The sequence below is a fragment of the Bacteroides difficilis genome (genome assembly GCF_048319815.1).
Lineage (GTDB): Bacteria > Bacteroidota > Bacteroidia > Bacteroidales > Bacteroidaceae > Bacteroides > Bacteroides zhangwenhongii.
Window position 1 is genome coordinate 385,896 of sequence record NZ_CP182814.1, and the last position, 21,500, is coordinate 407,395.

A 21,500-nucleotide genomic window follows, 5' to 3' on the forward strand; every position below is an offset into this window, starting at 1 on the left:
GTTATTTGGAATATTTACAATAGTTCTCAAATATATGAATCACACCATTTGTCGGCAGAATATTACTAGTCTTAGCCTGCCGTTGTGGTGATTTTCCATTACTTCCGGTCTGGTTCACAAGAATCTTACCAACTGCAGCCTGCCATGGATTCTTCCAAACAGACATTGTCATCAGTCCATTCTCTCCTTTCAACATAGTCAACACGAACATTGGCTCTACCTGCAACTGTCCATAAGAACTGTATTCACCATCTACTATATGATATAAAAGCATATCTTTTACAGTTTCTTTATCACAATCAGTAATAGACGTTTCACCCGGAAATTTATCAAGGAGATATGTCTGCATAGCCGTATTATTCAAAGCTAGAAATGTATATTTATTATCTGTCTGCGTATAATAATCCTTCAAACCTGTATATTCGATTGCAGCTATCATTTCCGAGAACATATCTTTGTGATCTTGAAAATACTCCCACGCTGTCACTTTTACATACGGGTCATCTACCGAAGGCTCATAATCATAATTCTTTTGTAAGTCCAGGTCGCAGCCGGTCAATGCCAATATTGCCCAACAAAAGAAAAGAGTCTTATATAATATTGTCTTTTTCATTGTTTCTACCATTTTAGTTGTTAGTATTACCATAATACGTATTCTGTACAATCTTCGGGTTCTCCAAGATATGTGAATAGTGAATCGGGAAAAGTTCATTTCCATCCTGCTCCATACCGTTGATAGGTTTCATCACTTCTTTCCACTTTCCGGTACGCAGCAAGTCAAACCACCGACGTCCTTCTCCGGCTAATTCCACCTGGCGTTCACGTAATATATAATTGACGACTTCGTCTTCAGAAGCAAAATCATTCTCTGTCAGTGTATTCAGACCGGCACGGTCGCGTACAGATTTCACCAGTTCCAAAGCTTCGCCCCATTTCCCCTGACGAGCACGAGCCTCCGCTTGGAGCAACATCATGTCTGTATAACGATAGATCGGATAAGCCACTTCACAGGTTTTGTTCAGAGAATTACTTATATCACCCGCCATATATTTACGCAGTTCGTTCCCGTTCTGATAGTTTTTCACCGTAAAGTCTTTACGCTGGTCACCTTGCATATCCTTCTCATCAAAGATACTCATAAACTTATCGGACATGACTGCCGCACGATTTCCTGAGCCGGAAAACCATTGATACATATAACTGTAGCCATTCGTGCCGACTTCATCCATGTTGAAATGAACAAGGAAAATAAACTCTCTGGAATTATATTCATCATTTTCCGGTGTATCATCAGAAGGTTTATTAGTCAGTTCTTCCGTAAACATGGTATGCCAAGTAGCAATATTAGGCTCGAAATCTACAAAACGACCACCCTTTTTGGAAGCAATAGTCGCCATCTTGTCAATCGTTTGATCGGCCAGATTATATTCTCCTGTCCACATATAAGCATCCGCCATGATGGCCCATACGCCACAGATAGAGATACGTTTACGTTCGTAATTCTTGTTACGGTTTATCAGTCCTTCCGCTTTCTTCAGGTCCGGAAGAATAACATGTTCCAAAATGTAGTTTTTATCCGTACGCTCCTTGTAGATCGCTTCCGAATACTTCTCTGTAGGTTCTGTAAACAAAGGTACATCCCCCCAAACACGAATAGCATAAAAGTAAGCTAAAGCACGCAATGCATAAGCTTGTCCAAGATAATCATTCCGGTCTGCCACATCAGGCATACTGATATTGGGAATATACTTAATAGCCAGATTTGCCTGGTTAATCATTTGATACAAAGTAGTCCACTTCCCGCATTTCTCATCTGTAGACATCAGGTTATTAATCACACGTGCCTGATCGGCCATTACCGGTGCTCCGGGAGCTACATTATCCGAACGGAACTCCCCCCAATAGAAATAATTCTCGCGTAAAGTGGAACGCAACAGTCCATAAATTTCATTTATACCAGCCTTAGCGTCACGGGCAGTCTGCCACATATCACCTGCCGGGATTTCACTTACCGGTTCCTCATTCAGAAAATCAGAACAGCTATTCAATGATAGAGCCAGACATACAGCTCCAACAAAATATTTTATATTCTTCATACGATATCTTCAATTAAAAGTTTGCAGAAAAGCCAATACCATATTCCCTCTTTCTCGGATAGCGGTAAGAGTCTTTACCGACTTGCAGAGGATTGTTGGTAGAGAATTCAGGATCGAATCCCGAATAGTTGGTCCATGTCAACGCATTGTTTACAAAAGCGTAGATATTTATATTCTTCAGCATCAGCTTCTTTATCCAATTTTCAGGAAGATCGTAGGCCACACGTATGTTCTGTAAACGAATAAATGAAGCGTCTTCCAAGTAGAACGAATTACCCATACGTGCATTGTTATAATCATCATTATATGGACGCGGGTAGATAGCCTGATCACCCGGATGTAACCACATATTATGGATGACTTCCGGCGAAGGAGTGGTTCCGGTGTATTTGAACATATTACGATTATGTTCGGCCGCATTATAAATCTGTCCTCCCAATGAATAATAGAATCCCAGATACAGGCTTAAGTTTTTCCAAGTCACGGTTGTATTCAAACCACCCGTTACATCAGGCATGGCATTACCAATCACCATACGGTCATTATCATCAATCACACCGTCACGGGTTCCTTCCGGTTCCTCCCAGTTGTAATCTCCTCCACGGAACGGTTTGCCATTCGGTAACGTTTTCTGGCGAATATCACCTGTATATTCCTTTCCATTCAACAAATATTTATATTGGAATACGCCATTTTCAAATACCGGAGTCAGTTGTTCCCATTTATCAGTGAAAGCATTCGATTCATCATATGCAAAGATACCTGCACTTTTGAATCCATAGAAGTCACCCACACGACCGCCTTCCTGCATCCACCAGATATCACCTTCCATATACGCTTTACCTTCAGACAATTTTTCAATACGGTTGATGTTTCTGGAGATATTGAAAGAAGCATTCCACTTCCAATCTTTCGTACGAATAATATCACCGGTAACGGCTATTTCAAAACCGCGGTTACTCATTTCACCGACATTGGTCTTCATATATGCAAAACCGGACTCTTTAGGCAATTGGTAGTTTGCCAGCAAACCATCTGTATATTTATCATAGTAATCGGCAGTGATTGTCAAACGGCTATTCCAGAAATTCAAGTCCAAACCAAGGTTGAACTGTTTAGTTTCCTCCCATTTCAGATTGTCCTTGCCGATGCGGGTAGGAATAACTCCTCCCACTCCATCGTAGATAGAATTTGGAGAATAAGAGTAGATATAGTCATAGTTTCCAATCGCTTCGTTACCTGTAATACCGAAACTTGCTCGGATCTTGCCATCTTCGAGAAACTTCTTCGAGAATTTCATAAACTTCTCGTCCGAGAAACGCCATCCCACGGATACGGAAGGGAAATTACCCCATTTGTTTTCTTTGGCAAAACGAGAAGAACCATCACGCCGCATAATGGCATTGAGCAGGTATCTTCCTTTATAATCATAAGTCACGCGAGCAAAAACGGAAGCCATAGAGTGATTACTTAATGTTGAACCTGTAGATGACAAATCCAGGTTTGCGGCAAAAGCATTCATTGTATAGATAAAATCTGTAGACGAGTTTATCCCCACAAATGTCTCGTTTTCATAACGCCATTGCTGAGCACTGACACCTACCATAGCCGTAAAATTATGATCTTTTATTTTGCGTGCATAAGTAAGGATGTCTTCATTCATCCAGTTCCAGTTCAGGTAATTATAAGAATAACCTTTATTCTGTTTCTGCCATTCATCAGTAATAAGACTCGGTTCCAGTTTTTTTCGTTTGTCCAAATAGAAGTTAGCATTAATATTAGCTCTGAACTTCAGATATTTGTTGAATTTGATTTCAAAGAACTGGAAGAAGTTAGCCTTATAAGAATCAGTAAAGTCAGTAGTATAATTAATTTGTGCGATGGGGTTCTTCTGACCATTAAATACCCCGACCAAAGAACCATCCGGATAATAAGTATTGAAATAAGGACGACGAGTCAATACTGCACTCAATAAAGTACCTTCATTCAGACCTTTCTTTTTAGAATAAGTCAAAGAAATACGGCTACCCATATTCATCCAGTCTGTCGGTGAATAATCTGAGTTGATACGGGTGTTCAGTCTTTGGAAGCCGGTATTCGAAATAATACCTTTCTCATTATAGTAACCGGTATTGATGAAATATTTCAATTTCTTTGTACCGCCACCTACACTGATATCTACTTGGTCCTTTTGGGCAGTAGTCGTGATCATGTCCAGATAATCATTATCTACATTGAAGAATGAGTTCAAAGGATCATCAAGAATATCTATACTTTCATTCGCATTACCTCCACCATACGTTTCAAAATACTCTTTACGGTACTGGTCGTACAGTAAACGTTCCGCACGATTAGCCTGCGGCACTTTATGAGACAATGTGCCCCATGAGTGATTATACTTTATATCAATACGTGCTTTACCTTCCTGACCGCTTTTAGTCGTGATAATGATCACACCGTTTGCTGAACGGGAACCGTAAATAGCTGCGGAAGCGGCATCCTTCAATATTTCCATAGAAGTAATATCATTGGTATTGATACCATCGATACTCTCCAAAGGCACACCGTCTACAATATAAAGAGGAGTGACTCCTTCGGCAGAGAAAGTAGATGTACCACGAATCTTAATGGATGAAGATTCACCGGGCTGCCCTGAACCGGATACAACCTGCACACCGGCAGTGGTCCCCTGCAATGCCTCAAATACATTAGTCGCCATTTTCTGTTCGATGGCCTCACTTGAAATAGAAGTAATAGCTCCCGTCACATCACGCTTCTTCATCGTACCGTAACCTACTACAACTACCTCATCCAATAATTTGGAATTTTCTTCAAGTGTTATATTCATCGTTTTATCTTTCACCACTACATCTTTAGCAGTGTATCCCATAAACGATACGGTTAAAGTAACCCCTTTCTTAGAAACTGTCAATGAGAAATTTCCATCCAGATCTGTAATAGCTCCATTAGACGTGCCTTTTTCCATCACATTGGCACCAGGTAAAGGAAATCCGGTTTTATCCACCACCACTCCTTTCACCGTAAATCCGCCTTGAGCATAAGTCGGACTGACAAAGGAAAAGAGACTCAAGGAAATCAAAAGAAGCGACTGAAGCCACCGTGCTTTTGTCCTATTCTGTACATTTTTCATAACTAGAATAAAATTAAATTGGTTAATTATTAAGGTTTGACTCACTATTTTATTAATCAGCAGGTGTGTGCGTACACACCAGATCACAATAAACACAAGTACAAGTTGGTACGATCCAACACCGCAAAAGTACCGGATTCGACCATGAGCCACCCTATCGAATTGTTCGTTTTATTAGGTCTAAAAATTCAGATAACTATTTTCATTCACGTTTCAGAGTCCTGTGAAGGGGGATTTTGTGATTTTCTATACTGTGTAGGAGCAATACTGAAAAGTTCTTTAAAACATTTGTTGAAGTATTGAGGATTTCCAAATCCCAACCGGTAAGCAATATCCGAAATATTCATCTCCGGAGCATTCAGCAGAAAATATGCAGCTTTCTTCAGACGCAGATTCATGATAAAATTATTTGGCGTACTTCCTGTGATACCTTTTATCTTTTGAAATAGAACGGTACGTCCCACTCCCATTTCCCGTGAAAAGGTCTCTACACAGAATTCGGGATTCTCCATATTCTCTTCCACTACCCGAGTAGCCTGTTCAATAAACTTCTGGTCAAGTTCGTTCGTTGCAATCTTCTCTGCTTTGACATCCAATTGACGGGCGTATTTGTTCTGCAAAATTCTGCGGGTATTAATCAGGTTATTGCATTGCATAACCAATCTTCGCATATTGAATGGCTTTACCACATAAATATCAGCTCCGATTCGTAACCCTTCAAGTTCACGTTCCGGAGCACTAAGAGCAGTCAACAGCACTACCGGAATATGACAGGTTTCTATATTATTCTTAATTTTAGCACACAATTCCGTTCCGGGCATTCCAGGCATCATTATATCTGAAATCACCAAATCAGGTTGCATCGCTTTCACCTTCTCATACCCTTCTTCTCCGTCATTTGCCGTTTCAACCGTATATAACGGAGAGAATATATCGACTAGAATATTTCTGATTTCCTCATTATCATCAATGACTAACAGTTTGCAGTCTGTAGTCCCATTTTCATTCTTTGCCGACTGCACTTCTTTAATCAACGCTTCTTTATCTTCCGAATAATAAATGTATTCTTTATCCTGTTCCTGTTCAATTCGAATAACCGAAGAATCAAAATGAGTATCCCCTTTCTTTAAAGTAACTTTAAAACAAGAACCTTTTCCTAGCTGGCTTTCGACTGTAATATCTCCTTGATGGGCTTTGACGATACCCTGACTAAGAGCAAGGCCGATACCTGTCCCACCGTACTGTCCGATATTCTCAACCTGATAGAACCGCTCGAATATCTTCACATAGTCTTCTTCAGATATACCGGCACCATTATCAGAAACAGAGAACATACATTCATCCGTTCCCTCAGTCAGCTCAAGCGTAATATTTCCACCGTCAGAAGTATATTTAAAGGCATTCGACAACAGATTATTGACAACTTTCTGTAATTGCAGACGGTCCCCCCATATCATACATTGCTCACAATCTGCACGTAAGGTAAATGAAATATTCCTGTTAGCCGCCAACTCCTTAAACAACACATAATGTTCCTTGAGCAGAGAATACAAATCAAACTGTGAGATTTTCAGTTTCAAAAGTCCCTGTTCCTGTTTCCTGAAATCAAGCAATTCTGTAATCAGATTTTTCAGATTACCGGCATTCTTATGTATATTCAACAACTTCGAATAAGCATAAGTAGACAACCTCCCCGAATTTAGCAACAAATCGACTTGTCCTAAAATAAGTGTGATAGGAGTTCTGATTTCATGTGAAATATTAGTAAAGAAGCGCAACTTGGACTGATTCATTTCTTCAATATACTGCTTCTCACGAAGTTCGAAATCAAGTGAAGTTTTCAGAAACAGACGTATCCTGTATTCTCTTATAACAAAGAAAAGAATAGCCATAATCACACATACATAAATGGTATATGCCCACCAAGTTGCATAGAAAGGCGGTGTAATTGTTATCCTCAGCGACCTGATAACTTCGGGAAAGTTCTTCAACCTAATCTCGAAAATATAATTATCGGGAGAGATATTTGTATAAGTAATATCGTTACCCGAACGGTTTTCGCTCCACTCATCATTATAACCAATCAACCGATATTCCACTTCGCCCCCACCGGTATGCAGAAAGTTATCTGTGGAAAAACCAATAGAAAAGACATTCTGTGAATAATTCAAATTGATCCGGTCAGTATAGGCAAAAGATTTATTCAAGATACCGGTTGGATCGCCGGTTGTTATCTGTCTGTTGTTCACATAAAGATGAGCCAATTCCAAATCGTATATTTTCGGAGGATAATGCAAGCTGCTTTCACGAATTGCAATCATTCCGGTAGTTCCTCCCATATAAATATTATGATTACAGGATACGTGAAGGGATTTTCGATTCACAAGAGTCAGTGGAAACCCTGTATTAGAATTAAAGTTTATAATCTTCCCGTTTTTCTTGTCCAGCATTGACAATCCATGACCGGTACCAATCAGCAAATTACCTGAAGGTGTTTCACCTAACACTCTTATATTTTCTCCGGACAACACATTCTCCGGTGTATGCAAATGAAACAAGCCATCCGACTTATCCAACAAGAAAAGTCCGTTACCATGCGTTCCTACCCAAATATCTCCGGACCTATCTTCATAAATCACATTGACAAGTTCTTTTTGGGATCTGACTTTCTTTCTCAAGTTTATTTTATAAGTTTCAAACCGATGTTCATCAAGTATATAGGCAATACAACCCTCATCGGAGGCAAACCATAGTCTATTTTTTGAATCAAGCAACAAGGTATTATAATTATGTGTGAACAGTTCCTTCTCATGAAACAAAATCTCAGATTTCAACGTTTGTTTGTCCAAACTGACCACTGCCAACGTAGTACCAATATATAATCTCCGAGGTGTATCGGCCAATGCAAAAAGAGCTTCTCCTATCTTGCCTTCTTCGGATGACTCAAGATTATATATATCATTTCGATAGTTGTCAAGATGAAAACAATTTATCTTATTAGTAAAATCGGCAGCAATCCACAAACAATTATTAGCCTCATCGAAAACAATATCTTTCAAATAATCGGTACTGAAATGATAACCTGTACGTAAATTAAAATGCTTGAATCTTTCTTGTTCCGGTTGATATAAGTTCAATCCACCACCCTCCGTACAAATCCATATATTTCCGGCTTTATCTTCTGCCATAGCGCCCACAACCGGAAAGGACAATCCGGTATCTGAAGCATGGAAATGGGTAAAATGCTGATATTCCGGAGAGAAGAAATTCACTCCGCCCCAATAAGTACCTACCCAAACAGTTCCCTGCTTATCCGTATAAAGAGAAGTTACGGAACGGTTGGACATAGCACCTACCCGATTCGGATCTGCCTGATAATGGAATATCTTACCGGAAGCCACTTCTATCTTACTGAGACCACTTCTATATCCTATCCATATATTTCCTTCCAAATCCTGGCACAGAGCTCTTGCCATGTCATTCCGGACTTTGTAAATGCTCTTATTGTCATATTCGTATCGGTGTATCATGTTACCTTCCGGAGAAAAGCAGAAAACTCCATGCTCTTGAGAACCAACCCAAATATTCCGATCATTCCCCCTAATCAGTTTCATCACTTTTATCTTAGGTAAATGCAAAGATGCTCCGCCATAAATATCCACACATATTACCCCACCGTCTTTCAATGCAATCCACAAAGTCCCTTCTACCCCCTCTACCATAGTTGTTCCTGTATCCGGCAGTTCTAAATCTTTATACATTTGTATCAGACAATGAGAAACTTTATCATACAAGAGTAGCTTTCCTTTTTCTACAATCCACACTCCGCGTTTTCCTTTAGCTATAATAGAAGGTGAGGAAACCGGAAGCAAATAATACTTTTCCGTTTCAAGATCAAATTGAAAAAGTCCGGTAGAAGTCAACAGGAAAAGGCTTCCTTGACCATCCTCTATCATTTGAGTAACATATAAGTTACCGTAACTGATAGAGTCGTTATGGAAATGGTTGAAAACCTTGATATGATTACCATCATAACAATTCAGACCATCCAAAGTAGCAATCCATATACGTGACTTCTCGTCCTGACAAATATCACTGACGGTTATTTGTGATAATCCGTTTTCTACTCCCAATGTCTTGAACTTATACTCCTGAGACTTTAGAGGAAATAAAAAACAAAACAGAAATATCAGAACAAAAAAACAGTATATATATTGCCCTTGTTTGTTCATATACTAAAACATATATTATATAATGAATATTTACCCAACCGCAAAAATAGCCTTTTTTTATGAAATAGTTCTATTCTTCCCTCCCGAATGAACGGTATTCCAATGGAGTAAGCCCCGTCCGTTTTTTGAAGAATGAAAAGAAGTACTCAGTAGATTGGAAACCTAAGAAGAAAGAAATCTCTTTTACTGACTGAGAAGTACCTACCAACAATTGCTTTGCCTTACGGAGTTTCAACTCTTGAAAATATTTGGCCGGTGCATAACCGGTATATTCCTTAAATACCCTGCGGAACCATGAATAACTGATATTCAGCCGCATCGCCAGTTCTTCCGGATCAACATTGCCCGAAACATTCTCGTTCATTATAATCTTTGCCTGCTCTATCTTCTGGTCAACATCGCTCATCTCAAAGACCTTGTTTTTAGAGATAGAAAGAATCATCCCGATTATATGCAACACAATGCCGGAAAGATACTGTTGTGCGGAAATCTTGTCTGCTTCGGCCACCGCAAGAGCACGGGAGAACAAAGATACCAATTCCTCATTGATTCCCACCTCCAATATTTGCTGTTCTTGGGATAAAAAAGAATTAGCCACAATCGCATCTATTGCCGGACCTTCAAATCCGATATAGTATTCCGTCCAACCGGTCTGCCGCAACGGGCGATACGTATGCCACTGTCCGGGAAACAACACCATCAACCTTCCTTTACAAACCTGCTTTTCCGGAGTAGAATCGGATGAGAACAGGCCGCGTCCTTTAGTAATATAAACTAGCTGGTATTCACGAAGCACCCTGCCTTTTTCCGCATTAAAAAAATAGCCGGAAGGATGCTCTTTCAACGGGTAAGGAGAATCGGGTGGGATAGACTGATAGCCGACTGTATTCACCCATAAACCGAACTTACGGTCCATGTCATTTACTATTAAATACTTGAATTCAAGCCCTAAACTTGTATCATCGGTCATGCCCATATCCTTACATACGATTTCTTTAATGTTTTCCACAGCAGACAAATGTACAAAAAAAGAGTGCATCGTATACAACCGACGCACTCTTTTTTTAATCAATCCATGTGGAAGACCTCCGGCAAAGGAATCGTAACCGGCGAATTATCCTCATTTACCTCCATGATATCCGCCATATAATCCCACCATTTCTGCACGATCGGATTGGCTCCCATATCTTGCGAGGACTCTTCTCCTCTTGTTTTCTGACAGGCGAAAAGAATATTTGTATCTTTATCCCAATAGATAGAATAATCATATACTCCACCATCGGACAACATTTTTTTCAGCTCCGGCCAAATGGCTGCGTGCCTTTTCTCATATTCTTTCTCGAACCCGGGTTTCAAGAACATCTTAAAAGCTTCCCGTTTCATACGCTTTTTCCTATCAATCAAAATGCTTTGTGATACAGAGCCTCAATATCCGCTACTGAAGTCGGACGAGGATTACCACCCGTACAGACATCATTGAAAGCCGCTACCGCCAAAGCAGGAATATCTTCTTCCTTCACATTAATTTCATGCAACTTCTGCGGGATACCGATACTCAACGAAAGCGCCTTCACTGCTTCTATTGCCGCTTTCACTCCCTCTGCCTCACTCATTCCGGTAGTATCTACCCCCATTGCTTTCGCAATATGAATATATTTCGGAGCCGCCGGAGATTCAGCATTGTATTCCATCACGTAGGGTAACAGCAAAGCATTTGCCACTCCGTGAGGCGTATCATAGAAAGCTCCCAACGGGTGAGCCATCGAGTGAACAATTCCCAGACCGACATTCGAGAATCCCATACCGGCGATATATTGCGCCTGCGACATTGCTTCGCGGGCCGCCACATCCTTACCGTTATCCACAGCCGCCTTCAAATTCTGTGCAATCATTTCAATCGCCTTCAATTCAAACATATCACTCATAGCCCAAGCACCCGGAGTAATATAACTTTCGATGGCATGAGTCAAGGCATCCATTCCCGTCGCTGCAGTCAGCCCCTTCGGCATGGAGTACATCAACTCAGGATCTACGATAGCCACAGCAGGAATATCGTTCGGGTCTACACACACCATCTTCTTACGTGCATCTTCATCGATAATCACATAATTGATAGTAACTTCGGCAGCCGTTCCGGCAGTAGTAGGCAGTGCGAAAGTAGGTACCGCTTTATGCTTGGTATCAGCCACACCCTCCAAAGACTTCACATCGGCAAAATCCGGGTTATTCACAACGATACCGATTCCCTTAGCAGTGTCAATAGAAGATCCGCCGCCCAAAGCAACGATAAAGTCTGCACCGGAAGCTTTGTAAGCAGCCACTCCGTTCTGTACATTAGCAATAGTAGGATTGGCTTTTACATCACTATAAAGTTCGTAAGGTATCTGATTGTCGTCAAACACTTTAATGATTTCGGCAGCCACACCAAACTTGATCAGATCCTTATCCGTTACAAAAAAAGCTTTCTTAAAGCCACGTCTGGCTGCTTCTACAGCAATTACACTCCGGCAGCCTGCACCGAAGTAAGAAGTTTCATTTAAAATAATGCGATTCATGGTTGTTTATTGGTTTATTTTATTTAGGAAGATTGAAAGCAACAGTCATTTCCTTCATCTGTTCCTGACTCATACCATCCGGTTCGAAGCCCATGTTCTTGGCTGCAATATAGATCAAAGCAGATTTATTCAACACATCAATCTGGTCGAATGCCTGCATCGCATCGCAATCTACTGCAAATACGCCATGTTTTTCCCACATCACAACGTCGTAATCCTGCAACTCCTTAATGGTAGCTTCCGCCAGTTCTACAGAACTAGGCAATTTATAAGGAATGATACCCAAGCCACGCGGGCAGAATGCCTTTGTTTCGGGAATCATGCTCCACAACATATTGGTAGCCACATCTTTTTCCAGGAACTTCTTACAGTGTGTCAGGGCAATCAGCTCAATCGGGTGCGTATGCACAGATGCTTTATAAGGAGAGTTTTTGCTCAACAGGTCATTGTGCACACTCAGGTGAGAAGGCAATTCCGATGTCGGAGCCACCGCCTCATCAGCGATAATCACATAGCTGGCACAGTCATCCAGAATACGGATAACCGAACCATTCTCCATCGGCCAGCGAGCTAAATCACGCATACGCTTATTAGTTCCCTTGCAGTAGAAATAACATCCTTTCAGATAAGGAAGAGTCACACCGATAGATTTTACTTCGCTGATCGGTTTCATCTGACGGATTTCATCGTCTACAAACTCTGTGATATTAATAGTGATATTACCACCATTACGTTCAGCCCATCCTTTCTGCCACAAGTAGCCGGCAACTTCAGCCACCTTATTTACCTCTTTGGCAAGTGCCGGACGATTCTCTAAAATTGATTTCATTATATATATTTTTTAATTGTATACGGATTACATAGATTTCGCCGCAAGTTATAAAAAAACTGCGTAATCTCTGTAATCCGTACCTATAAATTTTAAAACAAATTTGGGAACACTAATGAGAAGATAAGTACGATCAGACCAGCTATCAGCACAGTTATAGTCTTATTTGATACTCCTTTCCATTCCTTCAAAATGATTCCCCAAACATTACTGAAAGTTACATTCAATGCCATCAGTATACACCAGGAAAAAGCCAACAATACAGGACTTTCTGTCAAGAAACTTTTACCCATTTCCAATCCGAAGAATTGCATATACCACAACACACCTGCCAAGGCGCAGAACACCAGATTATTGCCCCACACTTTTCCTTTGGCATAGTCACCCATTGACTTATTAGCCACATTCTGTTGCAGACAATAAGCGGCATTCGTCAGAAATCCGCCAAGAGTAACCAGGAAGATTACCGGAAGACCGGCATAAAGCCCTTCCACTCCACCGGCTAGAGCCGCATTCTTGATAGGAGTTCCCGCATCCAACCCCAAGGCAAAGCAAGCGCTCATGACACCGGCAAGAAGGGCAACCAACAACCCTTTTGTCAGCGCAAAGTCTTTTACGGCAGCACGTTTTTCTTCTTCACTCATGTTTTGTGCACGCAAGCTACCGGCATAGCCGATAATAGCGATACCCGCCAATGTGATGCAAACACCCAACAACAGAATCAACCCGTTACCTTCAAACAAATTTGTGCCTGCAAAAAGAGCCGGAAGAAGAGTTCCGAAACCGGCACAAGTACCCAACGAGATACTCTGCCCTAGCGCAACCCCCAGATAACGCATGGAAAGTCCGAAAGTCAATCCTCCTACTCCCCACAATATACCATAAAAGATGCTCATACCGGCACCTCCCGCTCCCCACAAGTCGAGCAGACTGCCTCCTTGCGGTACGCCCAGCAGTGAGCCCAAGAATGGGAACACCAACCAGGCAAATACACCTTGTATCAACCAGAAGCTTTCCCAGCTCCACTCCTTTACCTTTTTAATAGGTACATATGAACTGGACTGGCAAAAGCTACCGATGGCTATAATCAACAAGCCGATTAAAATATCCATAACTTATCGTTTAGAAGTTACTTCGGCTTCGTACTTTTCGATTTCTGCGATGAAATCTTCACCTACAGGAACATTGTTCTTCAAACAGAACATATCCCAAACAGCATTCCAAGGCAACGCTTTTTCTTCTTCAAGCAAAGCCAGACGCTGGAATCCCTGTCCGTTTGCTTCGTATTCACGCAATTTCGCAATCGGTTCGAGCAAAGCGCGGGTCATACATTTCTGTGCGGCACGGCTGCCGATCACGTATGCACCGATACGGTTGATGGAAGCGTCGAAATAGTCAAGACCATAATGTACACGATCCAAAGCACCACAACGAACGATTTCGCTGAACAGTTCCATAGTCGGATCATCCATGATAGTAACGTGGTCTGAATCCCAACGAACCGGACGGCTTACGTGCAACATCAATTCAGGAACATAAAGCAACAATGAAGATACTTTATCAGCTACGCTTTCTGTCGGGTGGAAGTGACCGGTATCCAAAGTGATCATCTTATTGCGAGAAGCACCGTAACCGATATAGAAATCGTTGGAACCTACCGTATAGCTTTCCAGACCGATACCGAACACCTTAGATTCGATGCAATCCTTCATATTCTTATATTCTGTAGCGAAGATCTGATCCAAAGAATCTTTCAGCAACGCACGATACTTCATACGGTTTACAGTGATATCCTTGCTTCCGTCATGTACCCAAAGGTTCATAATACACGGATCACCCTGTGCCTTACCCATTTCCTCCGCAACAGCACGACAGCGTTTGGTATGTTCAATCCAGAACTGGCGGATCCCTTCATCAGGGTTGGAGAGTGACAAATCGCCCGATTTCGGATGAGAGAAAGAAGTAGAGTTGAAGTCAAGCTTCATGTTGTGTTCCTTACCCCATTCAATCCAACTCTTGAAGTGTTCCGGTTCTACCTGATCGCGGTCAACCACCTTGCCTTGGAAATCTCCGTAAATCTCATGCAAGTTCAAGCGGTGAGTGCCCGGAATATAAGAAGCGGCTTTCAAGATGTCGGCACGCAACTCATCAATGTTACGAGCTTTGCCCGGATAATTACCGGTTGCCTGGATACCTCCGGTCAATGAACCTGCCTGCACTTCAAATCCGGTCACATCATCAGCCTGCCAACAATGGAGTGACAGGTGAAAATCCTGCATAGTTTCCAATACTTTCTCGGTGTCTACACCTACTGCCGCATAACGTTCCGCAGCAATTTCATACGCTTTCTGAATCAGTTCTTCTTTTTTCATGATATTCTTTTATTAAAATGATTATTCTGTCGGTTATCTAATTAATTATCGAACACAATTTTTAAAGTGGATATAAGCCGCATCCCATGCTTCCATATCCTGCGGCTGATAAGTTTTCAACGGAATAGAGCTATGGATCAACCGGCGCATACCGGCAACATCCGTTGCTTCACCTGCAGCCATAGCCTGAATCATCACGTTACCGATGGCTGTCGCCTCAGACGGTCCTGCCACCACAGGAATTCCGATAGCATTGGCCGTAAACTGGTTCAGCAAGTCATTCCGACTACCTCCGCCAATCACGTGCAATGTTTCTATAGGTCGTGGAGAGAGTGAACGCAGATTTTCCAAAACCTGACGATAACGCAAAGCCAGACTTTCAAAGATACAACGCACCACTTGTCCGCGTTTCTCCGGAACCGGTTGTCCGGTAGCCCGGCAATATTCAATAATGGCTTTTTCCATATCAGCAGGATTTGCAAAGCAATCATCATCCGGATTAATCAAACTACGGAACGGTTCACACGCATCCGCCTCACCGATCAATTCAGGATAACTTGTATCTCCCCAATTCAGACGGCAACGCTCCAACAACCACATTCCACAAATATTCTTCAACAGACGGATAGTGCCTTCCACACCGCCTTCATTGGTAAAGTTCAACGCCTCCGTTTCAGCATTAATCACCGGACTATCTGTCTCAACTCCCATCAGTGACCAAGTTCCGCTACTCAAATATGCAAAGTCACGGTCCAATGCCGGAACGGCAGCAACCGCAGAACCCGTATCGTGACCGGCTACTGCAATGACAGGGATTGCCCCCAGTCCTGTTATTTTTTGTACTTCTTCCGTCAATACCCCGACTTTCTCGCCCGGGAATACAAAACGACCGAAATTCTTCTCACTCAATCCAACCGCTTTCAGCAACTCCGGTTCCAGACGCCGTGTCTGCGCATTCACCAGCTGTGCTGTCGAAGCAATCGTATATTCCGTCACCATTTCTCCGGTAAGCATATAACTCAACGCATCCGGCATAAACAGAATCTTATCTGCCGCCTCCAATGCACTGTCATGGTTACGGCGTAAAGTATCCAACTGAAAAAGTGAATTAAAATTCATTATCTGAATTCCCGTTTTACTGTAAACGTCACTACGGGATATACGTGAAAAAAGGGCTTCCGGTGCTCCCACCGTGTGCGGATCGCGATACGCGTATGGCTGACGGAGCAGGTTTCCGTCTTTTCCGACACACACAAAATCCACCCCCCAAGTATCAATGCCGATAGAGGCTATAGATTCACCGCGGCGGGCAACTAACTTCAGTCCGTCAATAATATGGCGATATAATGCATAAATATCCCAATAGAAATGTCCACCCACCTCAATCAGATGGTTAGGAAAACGATTAATCTCTTCCAGATTCAATCCGCCTTCAATGAAAGTTCCTAAGATTGTACGGCCGCTCGTTGCGCCCAGGTCGACTGCAAAAAAGTTCTGTTTCATGGTATTCTGTACTATATATTTAAGGTATCCATTTACCTACATGGCAAAGATAGACGATTCCTTCCTCCTGTCCCTTACGCATTTTGATTGAAAGGATATACATTTTGACACAAAACAACATCCCCGTTTCCTTCCGTTTAGCACTTTTTTCACTTTTATGCAAAAAAACTTTGGTTTTATGCATCTTTTCTCCGAAATATTGCATACTTTTGCACCATTCTTAGAATAAATATACAATGAAGAAGAAAGCAAATCGGTTAGATGCCATCAAAATGATTATCTCAAGCAAGGAGCTCGGTTCGCAGGAAGAACTGCTGCAAGAGTTGAACCGCGAAGGCTACGAACTGACACAGGCCACCCTCTCCCGCGACTTGAAACAACTGAAAGTAGCCAAGGCTGCCAGTATGAACGGAAAGTATGTATATGTATTGCCCAACAACATCATGTATAAACGTTCCACCGACCAAAGCGCCGGTGAAATGTTGCGCAGCAACGGATTTATCTCTTTACATTTCTCCGGCAACATTGCCGTCATCCGTACCCGTCCCGGCTATGCAAGCAGCATGGCATACGACATTGACAACAATGAGTTCAGTGACATTCTGGGAACCATTGCCGGTGACGACACAATCATGTTAGTTTTGCGTGAAGGAGTTGCCCCAAGCAAGATACGCCAGCTTTTGGCAGTCGTCATCCCGAATATCGAATAATTATACCTATATTATATAATAAAGAAATGGACACTCAGCAAATAGATGTTATGGTAGCCGACGCCTCACACGAGGTTTACGTTGACACTATTTTGGACACTATCAGAAAGGCTGCCGCAGTACGCGGAACAGGAATCGCAGAACGTACCCACGAATACGTAGCGACAAAAATGAAAGAAGGAAAAGCGATTATCGCACTTTGTGGAGAGACATTTGCCGGATTTACCTACATCGAATCATGGGGGAACAAGCAATATGTAGCAACTTCCGGTCTGATCGTTCATCCGGATTTCCGTGGTTTGGGACTGGCAAAACGTATCAAACAGGCTTCTTTCCAACTGGCACGCCTCCGATGGCCGAAAGCGAAAATATTCAGTCTGACTTCCGGTGCGGCCGTAATGAAGATGAATACGGAACTGGGCTACGTTCCTGTCACTTTCAACGAGCTGACAGACGACGAAGCTTTCTGGAAAGGATGTGAAGGATGTATCAACCACGACATATTGGTTGCCAAGAACCGTAAGTTCTGTATCTGCACAGCCATGCTGTATGATCCGACAGACCCACGGAACATAAAAAAAGAACAAGAAAGAAATAACATTTAAAATATACACACTATGGAAGAAAAGAAGAAAAAAGTAGTGGTGGCATTCAGCGGCGGACTGGACACATCGTTCACCGTCATGTACCTCGCCAAAGAAAAAGGTTACGAAGTATATGCAGCTTGTGCCAATACAGGCGGTTTCAGCGCAGAACAACTAAAGACGAACGAAGAGAACGCCTACAAACTGGGAGCTGTGAAATATGTAACGTTGGACGTCACTCAGGAATACTACGAGAAGAGTCTGAAATACATGGTTTTCGGTAATGTACTGCGCAACGGCACTTACCCTATCTCAGTAAGTTCCGAACGTATCTTCCAGGCATTGGCAATTGCACGCTATGCCAATGAAATCGGTGCGGACGCCATCGCTCACGGTTCTACCGGAGCAGGTAACGACCAGATCCGTTTCGACATGACTTTCTTAGTGCTGGCACCGAACGTGGAGATTATCACATTAACCCGTGATATGGCATTGAGCCGCCAGGAGGAAATAGACTATCTGAACAAGCATGGTTTCAGCGCAGACTTCACCAAACTGAAATACTCTTACAACGTAGGTCTTTGGGGTACTTCCATTTGTGGCGGCGAGATTCTTGATTCCGCACAAGGACTGCCGGAATCGGCTTACTTGAAACACGTTCAGAAAGAAGGAAGCGAACAGCTCCGTCTGACTTTCGAGAAAGGCGAACTGAAGGCTGTCAACGACGAGAAGTTTGACGACCCGATCAAAGCTATCCAGAAAGTGGAAGAGATTGGCGCAGCTTACGGTATCGGCCGTGATATGCACGTAGGTGACACGATTATCGGTATCAAAGGCCGCGTAGGATTCGAAGCTGCCGCTCCGATGTTGATTATCGGCGCTCACCGTTTCCTCGAAAAATATACATTGAGCAAATGGCAACAATATTGGAAAGATCAGGTAGCCAACTGGTATGGTATGTTCCTGCACGAAAGCCAGTATTTGGAACCTGTCATGCGTGATATCGAAGCGATGTTGCAGGAAAGCCAACGCAACGTAAACGGTACGGCTATCCTCGAACTTCGTCCGCTTTCTTTCTCTACCGTAGGCGTAGAATCCGAAGATGACCTTGTTAAGACTAAATTCGGAGAATACGGTGAGATGCAGAAAGGCTGGACGGCTGAAGACGCCAAAGGCTTTATCAAAGTGACTTCTACTCCGTTGCGTGTTTACTATAATAACCATAAAGACGAAGAGATATGATTAAAGCAGGAATCATTGGTGGCGCAGGATATACAGCAGGCGAATTAATCCGTCTGCTACTCAACCATCCGGAAACCGAAATCGTATTTATCAACAGCAGCAGTAATGCCGGAAACAAAATTACCGACGTACATGAAGGATTGTACGGTGAGACAGATCTGAGATTCACCGATCAATTGCCTTTGGACGAAATCGATGTTCTCTTCTTCTGTACTGCCCACGGTGACACAAAGAAATTCATGGAAAGCCATAATATACCGGAAGACTTGAAGATTATCGACCTTTCCATGGATTACCGCATCAAAAGTGACGATCATGACTTCATCTACGGACTGCCGGAACTGAACCGCCGCGCCACCTGTACGGCGAAGCACGTAGCCAATCCCGGTTGTTTTGCAACCTGTATCCAGCTTGGCTTGCTTCCGCTTGCCAAGAATCTGATGTTGACAGACGACGTGATGGTAAATGCCATTACAGGAAGTACCGGAGCCGGCGTAAAACCGGGAGCTACCAGTCATTTCAGCTGGAGAAACAATAATATGAGTGTGTACAAAGCATTCGAACACCAGCACGTACCGGAAATCAAGCAGTCACTCAAGCAATTGCAGAACAGTTTCGATGCAGAGATTGATTTCATCCCGTACCGGGGCGACTTTCCACGCGGTATCTTTGCCACTCTGGTAGTAAAGACCAAAGTATCACAGGAAGAGATTGTCCGTATGTATGAAGAATATTATGCCAAAGACTCCTTTGTACACATCGTAGACAAGAATATTGACTTGAAACAAGTCGTCAATACTAATAAATGTCTGATACATCTGGAAAAGCATGGCGACAAGCTATTGATTATCTCTTGTATTGACAACTTGCTGAAAGGCGCCAGCGGACAAGCTGTTCATAACATGAACCTGATGTTCAATCTGGAAGAAACCGTAGGCCTACGTTTGAAGCCGAGTGCTTTTTAAAAATAACAGAATTATGAAATTATTCGACGTATATCCTTTATATAATATCAACATAGTCAAAGGGAAGGGTTGTCACGTTTGGGATGAAAACGGCACGGAATATCTGGACCTTTATGGAGGTCATGCCGTTATCTCCATCGGACACGCACATCCGCACTATGTAGAAATGGTCAGTAACCAAGTAGCAAACTTGGGTTTCTATTCAAACTCCGTCATCAACAAGCTGCAACAACAGGTAGCCGAACGATTGGGAAAAATCTCCGGCTACGAGGACTACAGCCTGTTTCTTATCAACAGTGGCGCGGAAGCCAATGAGAACGCTCTGAAATTGGCTTCGTTCCATAACGGACGTACCAAAATCGTATCCTTCAACAAGGCGTTTCACGGCCGTACGTCTCTGGCGGTAGAAGCTACCAACAATCCGTCGATTATCGCACCTATCAACAATAACGGTCACGTGACCTATCTCCCTCTGAACGACATCGACGCGATGAAGCAAGAATTGTCAAAAGGAGATACCTGTGCTGTTATCATTGAAGGAATTCAGGGGGTAGGCGGTATCAAGATACCGACCACTGAATTTATGCAGGAACTCCGCAAAGCCTGCAGCGAAACTGGAACGATACTGATTCTCGACGAGATTCAGAGCGGATACGGACGTAGCGGTAAATTTTTCGCCCATCAATATTGTGACATCAAGCCGGATATCATCACTGTAGCCAAAGGAATCGGAAATGGTTTCCCGATGGCAGGCGTCTTAATCAGCCCGATGTTCAAACCTGTATACGGACAACTGGGAACGACTTTTGGCGGAAACCACCTCGCTTGTTCTGCGGCTCTTGCCGTAATGGACGTCATCGAACAGGAGAATCTCGTAGAGAATGCGGGTAAGGTTGGTAACTACCTGCTGCAAGAACTTAAGAAATTCCCGCAAATCAAAGAAGTGCGCGGATGCGGACTCATGATCGGACTCGAATTTGAAGAACCGATCAAAGAGCTGCGTAGCCGTCTCATTTATGACGAACATGTATTTACCGGCGCAAGCGGCACGAATGTACTTCGCTTGCTTCCCCCTCTCTGTCTCAGTATGGAGGAGGCCGACGAATTCCTCGCCCGGTTCAAAAAAGTACTCTAACCGTTCATATTGATTAATAAACAGCCAACGATAAAAAGCAGCCTACCTCAGAATTTTATTTCTTATCCGGGCTGCTTTTTGTTTTTTCGCAATTAACCGTTACCTTTGTCTGTAACAATTCATTAA

The 21,500-nt window shown here is 42.7% G+C and carries 16 protein-coding genes; 5 read left to right on the top strand and 11 right to left on the bottom strand.

Features of this window, described 5'->3' with window-relative positions:
• Position 1: 1 nt before the first annotated feature.
• From ACNOGP_RS01540 to rhaB, 11 genes are all read right to left on the bottom strand, one after another.
• On the bottom strand, positions 2–613 hold the full coding sequence (locus ACNOGP_RS01540; RefSeq protein WP_143867627.1) for a fasciclin domain-containing protein: 612 nt from the start codon (positions 611–613) through the stop codon (positions 2–4).
• Between the two features lie 13 nt (positions 614–626).
• Positions 627–2,096, bottom strand: coding sequence for a RagB/SusD family nutrient uptake outer membrane protein (locus tag ACNOGP_RS01545; RefSeq protein WP_143867629.1), 1,470 nt, complete (start codon positions 2,094–2,096; stop codon positions 627–629).
• Between the two features lie 13 nt (positions 2,097–2,109).
• Positions 2,110–5,247 carry a SusC/RagA family TonB-linked outer membrane protein gene (locus ACNOGP_RS01550; RefSeq protein WP_195533167.1) on the bottom strand — a complete coding sequence of 1,046 codons (3,138 nt, stop codon included), beginning with the start codon at positions 5,245–5,247 and terminating at the stop codon, positions 2,110–2,112.
• Positions 5,248–5,453: 206 nt separating this feature from the next.
• Positions 5,454–9,479, bottom strand: a complete 4,026-nt coding sequence (locus ACNOGP_RS01555) for a hybrid sensor histidine kinase/response regulator transcription factor (protein ID WP_418213915.1) — start codon at positions 9,477–9,479, stop codon at positions 5,454–5,456.
• A 70-nt stretch (positions 9,480–9,549) separates the two neighbouring features.
• Positions 9,550–10,449: an AraC family transcriptional regulator gene (locus ACNOGP_RS01560; RefSeq protein ID WP_029425908.1), complete on the bottom strand. Its 900-nt coding sequence runs from the start codon at positions 10,447–10,449 to the stop codon at positions 9,550–9,552.
• 98 nt (positions 10,450–10,547) lie between these two features.
• On the bottom strand, positions 10,548–10,862 hold the full coding sequence (gene rhaM, locus ACNOGP_RS01565) for an L-rhamnose mutarotase (protein WP_007754771.1): 315 nt from the start codon (positions 10,860–10,862) through the stop codon (positions 10,548–10,550).
• Between the two features lie 17 nt (positions 10,863–10,879).
• Complete coding sequence (gene fucO / locus ACNOGP_RS01570) at positions 10,880–12,034, bottom strand: lactaldehyde reductase (RefSeq protein WP_007763959.1); 1,155 nt, start codon at positions 12,032–12,034, stop codon at positions 10,880–10,882.
• A gap of 19 nt (positions 12,035–12,053) precedes the next feature.
• Positions 12,054–12,863 carry a rhamnulose-1-phosphate aldolase gene (rhaD, locus tag ACNOGP_RS01575; RefSeq protein ID WP_007754775.1) on the bottom strand — a complete coding sequence of 270 codons (810 nt, stop codon included), beginning with the start codon at positions 12,861–12,863 and terminating at the stop codon, positions 12,054–12,056.
• 92 nt (positions 12,864–12,955) lie between these two features.
• Complete coding sequence (gene rhaT, locus ACNOGP_RS01580) at positions 12,956–13,975, bottom strand: L-rhamnose/proton symporter RhaT (protein ID WP_007754791.1); 1,020 nt, start codon at positions 13,973–13,975, stop codon at positions 12,956–12,958.
• A 3-nt stretch (positions 13,976–13,978) separates the two neighbouring features.
• Positions 13,979–15,235 carry an L-rhamnose isomerase gene (locus ACNOGP_RS01585; protein WP_007754804.1) on the bottom strand — a complete coding sequence of 419 codons (1,257 nt, stop codon included), beginning with the start codon at positions 15,233–15,235 and terminating at the stop codon, positions 13,979–13,981.
• Between the two features lie 45 nt (positions 15,236–15,280).
• A complete protein-coding gene (rhaB, locus tag ACNOGP_RS01590) occupies positions 15,281–16,738 on the bottom strand; it encodes a rhamnulokinase (protein WP_418213916.1) in 1,458 nt (485 codons plus the stop codon).
• A gap of 236 nt (positions 16,739–16,974) precedes the next feature.
• On the opposite strand from rhaB, the gene ACNOGP_RS01595 reads away from it, so the two are divergent.
• The 5 genes from ACNOGP_RS01595 to ACNOGP_RS01615 are packed head-to-tail and all read left to right on the top strand — an operon-like array spanning position 16,975 to position 21,374.
• Positions 16,975–17,448, top strand: a complete 474-nt coding sequence (locus ACNOGP_RS01595; protein WP_007763950.1) for an arginine repressor — start codon at positions 16,975–16,977, stop codon at positions 17,446–17,448.
• A 26-nt stretch (positions 17,449–17,474) separates the two neighbouring features.
• Positions 17,475–18,053 (top strand): GNAT family N-acetyltransferase, encoded by a 579-nt coding sequence (locus ACNOGP_RS01600; protein WP_007754823.1) that lies wholly within the window; start codon positions 17,475–17,477, stop codon positions 18,051–18,053.
• 12 nt (positions 18,054–18,065) lie between these two features.
• On the top strand, positions 18,066–19,274 hold the full coding sequence (locus ACNOGP_RS01605; protein ID WP_007754828.1) for an argininosuccinate synthase: 1,209 nt from the start codon (positions 18,066–18,068) through the stop codon (positions 19,272–19,274).
• The gene (gene argC, locus ACNOGP_RS01610; protein WP_143867659.1) at positions 19,271–20,239 is read left to right on the top strand and encodes an N-acetyl-gamma-glutamyl-phosphate reductase; all 969 of its coding nucleotides are present in this window, start codon (positions 19,271–19,273) and stop codon (positions 20,237–20,239) included. Before ACNOGP_RS01605 ends, argC begins: the two co-directional genes overlap by 4 nt.
• Positions 20,240–20,252: 13 nt before the next feature.
• Complete coding sequence (locus ACNOGP_RS01615; protein WP_186966541.1) at positions 20,253–21,374, top strand: aspartate aminotransferase family protein; 1,122 nt, start codon at positions 20,253–20,255, stop codon at positions 21,372–21,374.
• Positions 21,375–21,500: the final 126 nt, after the last annotated feature.

Bases quoted from the DNA above. Each gene is read 5' to 3' on its own strand.
- ACNOGP_RS01540 (WP_143867627.1), bottom strand. From the start codon at position 613: ATGAAAAAGACAATATTATATAAGACTCTTTTCTTTTGTTGGGCAATA.
- ACNOGP_RS01545 (WP_143867629.1), bottom strand. From the start codon at position 2,096: ATGAAGAATATAAAATATTTTGTTGGAGCTGTATGTCTGGCTCTATCA.
- ACNOGP_RS01550 (WP_195533167.1), bottom strand. From the start codon at position 5,247: ATGAAAAATGTACAGAATAGGACAAAAGCACGGTGGCTTCAGTCGCTT.
- ACNOGP_RS01555 (WP_418213915.1), bottom strand. From the start codon at position 9,479: ATGAACAAACAAGGGCAATATATATACTGTTTTTTTGTTCTGATATTT.
- ACNOGP_RS01560 (WP_029425908.1), bottom strand. From the start codon at position 10,449: ATGACCGATGATACAAGTTTAGGGCTTGAATTCAAGTATTTAATAGTA.
- rhaM (WP_007754771.1), bottom strand. From the start codon at position 10,862: ATGAAACGGGAAGCTTTTAAGATGTTCTTGAAACCCGGGTTCGAGAAA.
- fucO (WP_007763959.1), bottom strand. From the start codon at position 12,034: ATGAATCGCATTATTTTAAATGAAACTTCTTACTTCGGTGCAGGCTGC.
- rhaD (WP_007754775.1), bottom strand. From the start codon at position 12,863: ATGAAATCAATTTTAGAGAATCGTCCGGCACTTGCCAAAGAGGTAAAT.
- rhaT (WP_007754791.1), bottom strand. From the start codon at position 13,975: ATGGATATTTTAATCGGCTTGTTGATTATAGCCATCGGTAGCTTTTGC.
- ACNOGP_RS01585 (WP_007754804.1), bottom strand. From the start codon at position 15,235: ATGAAAAAAGAAGAACTGATTCAGAAAGCGTATGAAATTGCTGCGGAA.
- rhaB (WP_418213916.1), bottom strand. From the start codon at position 16,738: ATGAAACAGAACTTTTTTGCAGTCGACCTGGGCGCAACGAGCGGCCGT.
- ACNOGP_RS01595 (WP_007763950.1), top strand. From the start codon at position 16,975: ATGAAGAAGAAAGCAAATCGGTTAGATGCCATCAAAATGATTATCTCA.
- ACNOGP_RS01600 (WP_007754823.1), top strand. From the start codon at position 17,475: ATGGACACTCAGCAAATAGATGTTATGGTAGCCGACGCCTCACACGAG.
- ACNOGP_RS01605 (WP_007754828.1), top strand. From the start codon at position 18,066: ATGGAAGAAAAGAAGAAAAAAGTAGTGGTGGCATTCAGCGGCGGACTG.
- argC (WP_143867659.1), top strand. From the start codon at position 19,271: ATGATTAAAGCAGGAATCATTGGTGGCGCAGGATATACAGCAGGCGAA.
- ACNOGP_RS01615 (WP_186966541.1), top strand. From the start codon at position 20,253: ATGAAATTATTCGACGTATATCCTTTATATAATATCAACATAGTCAAA.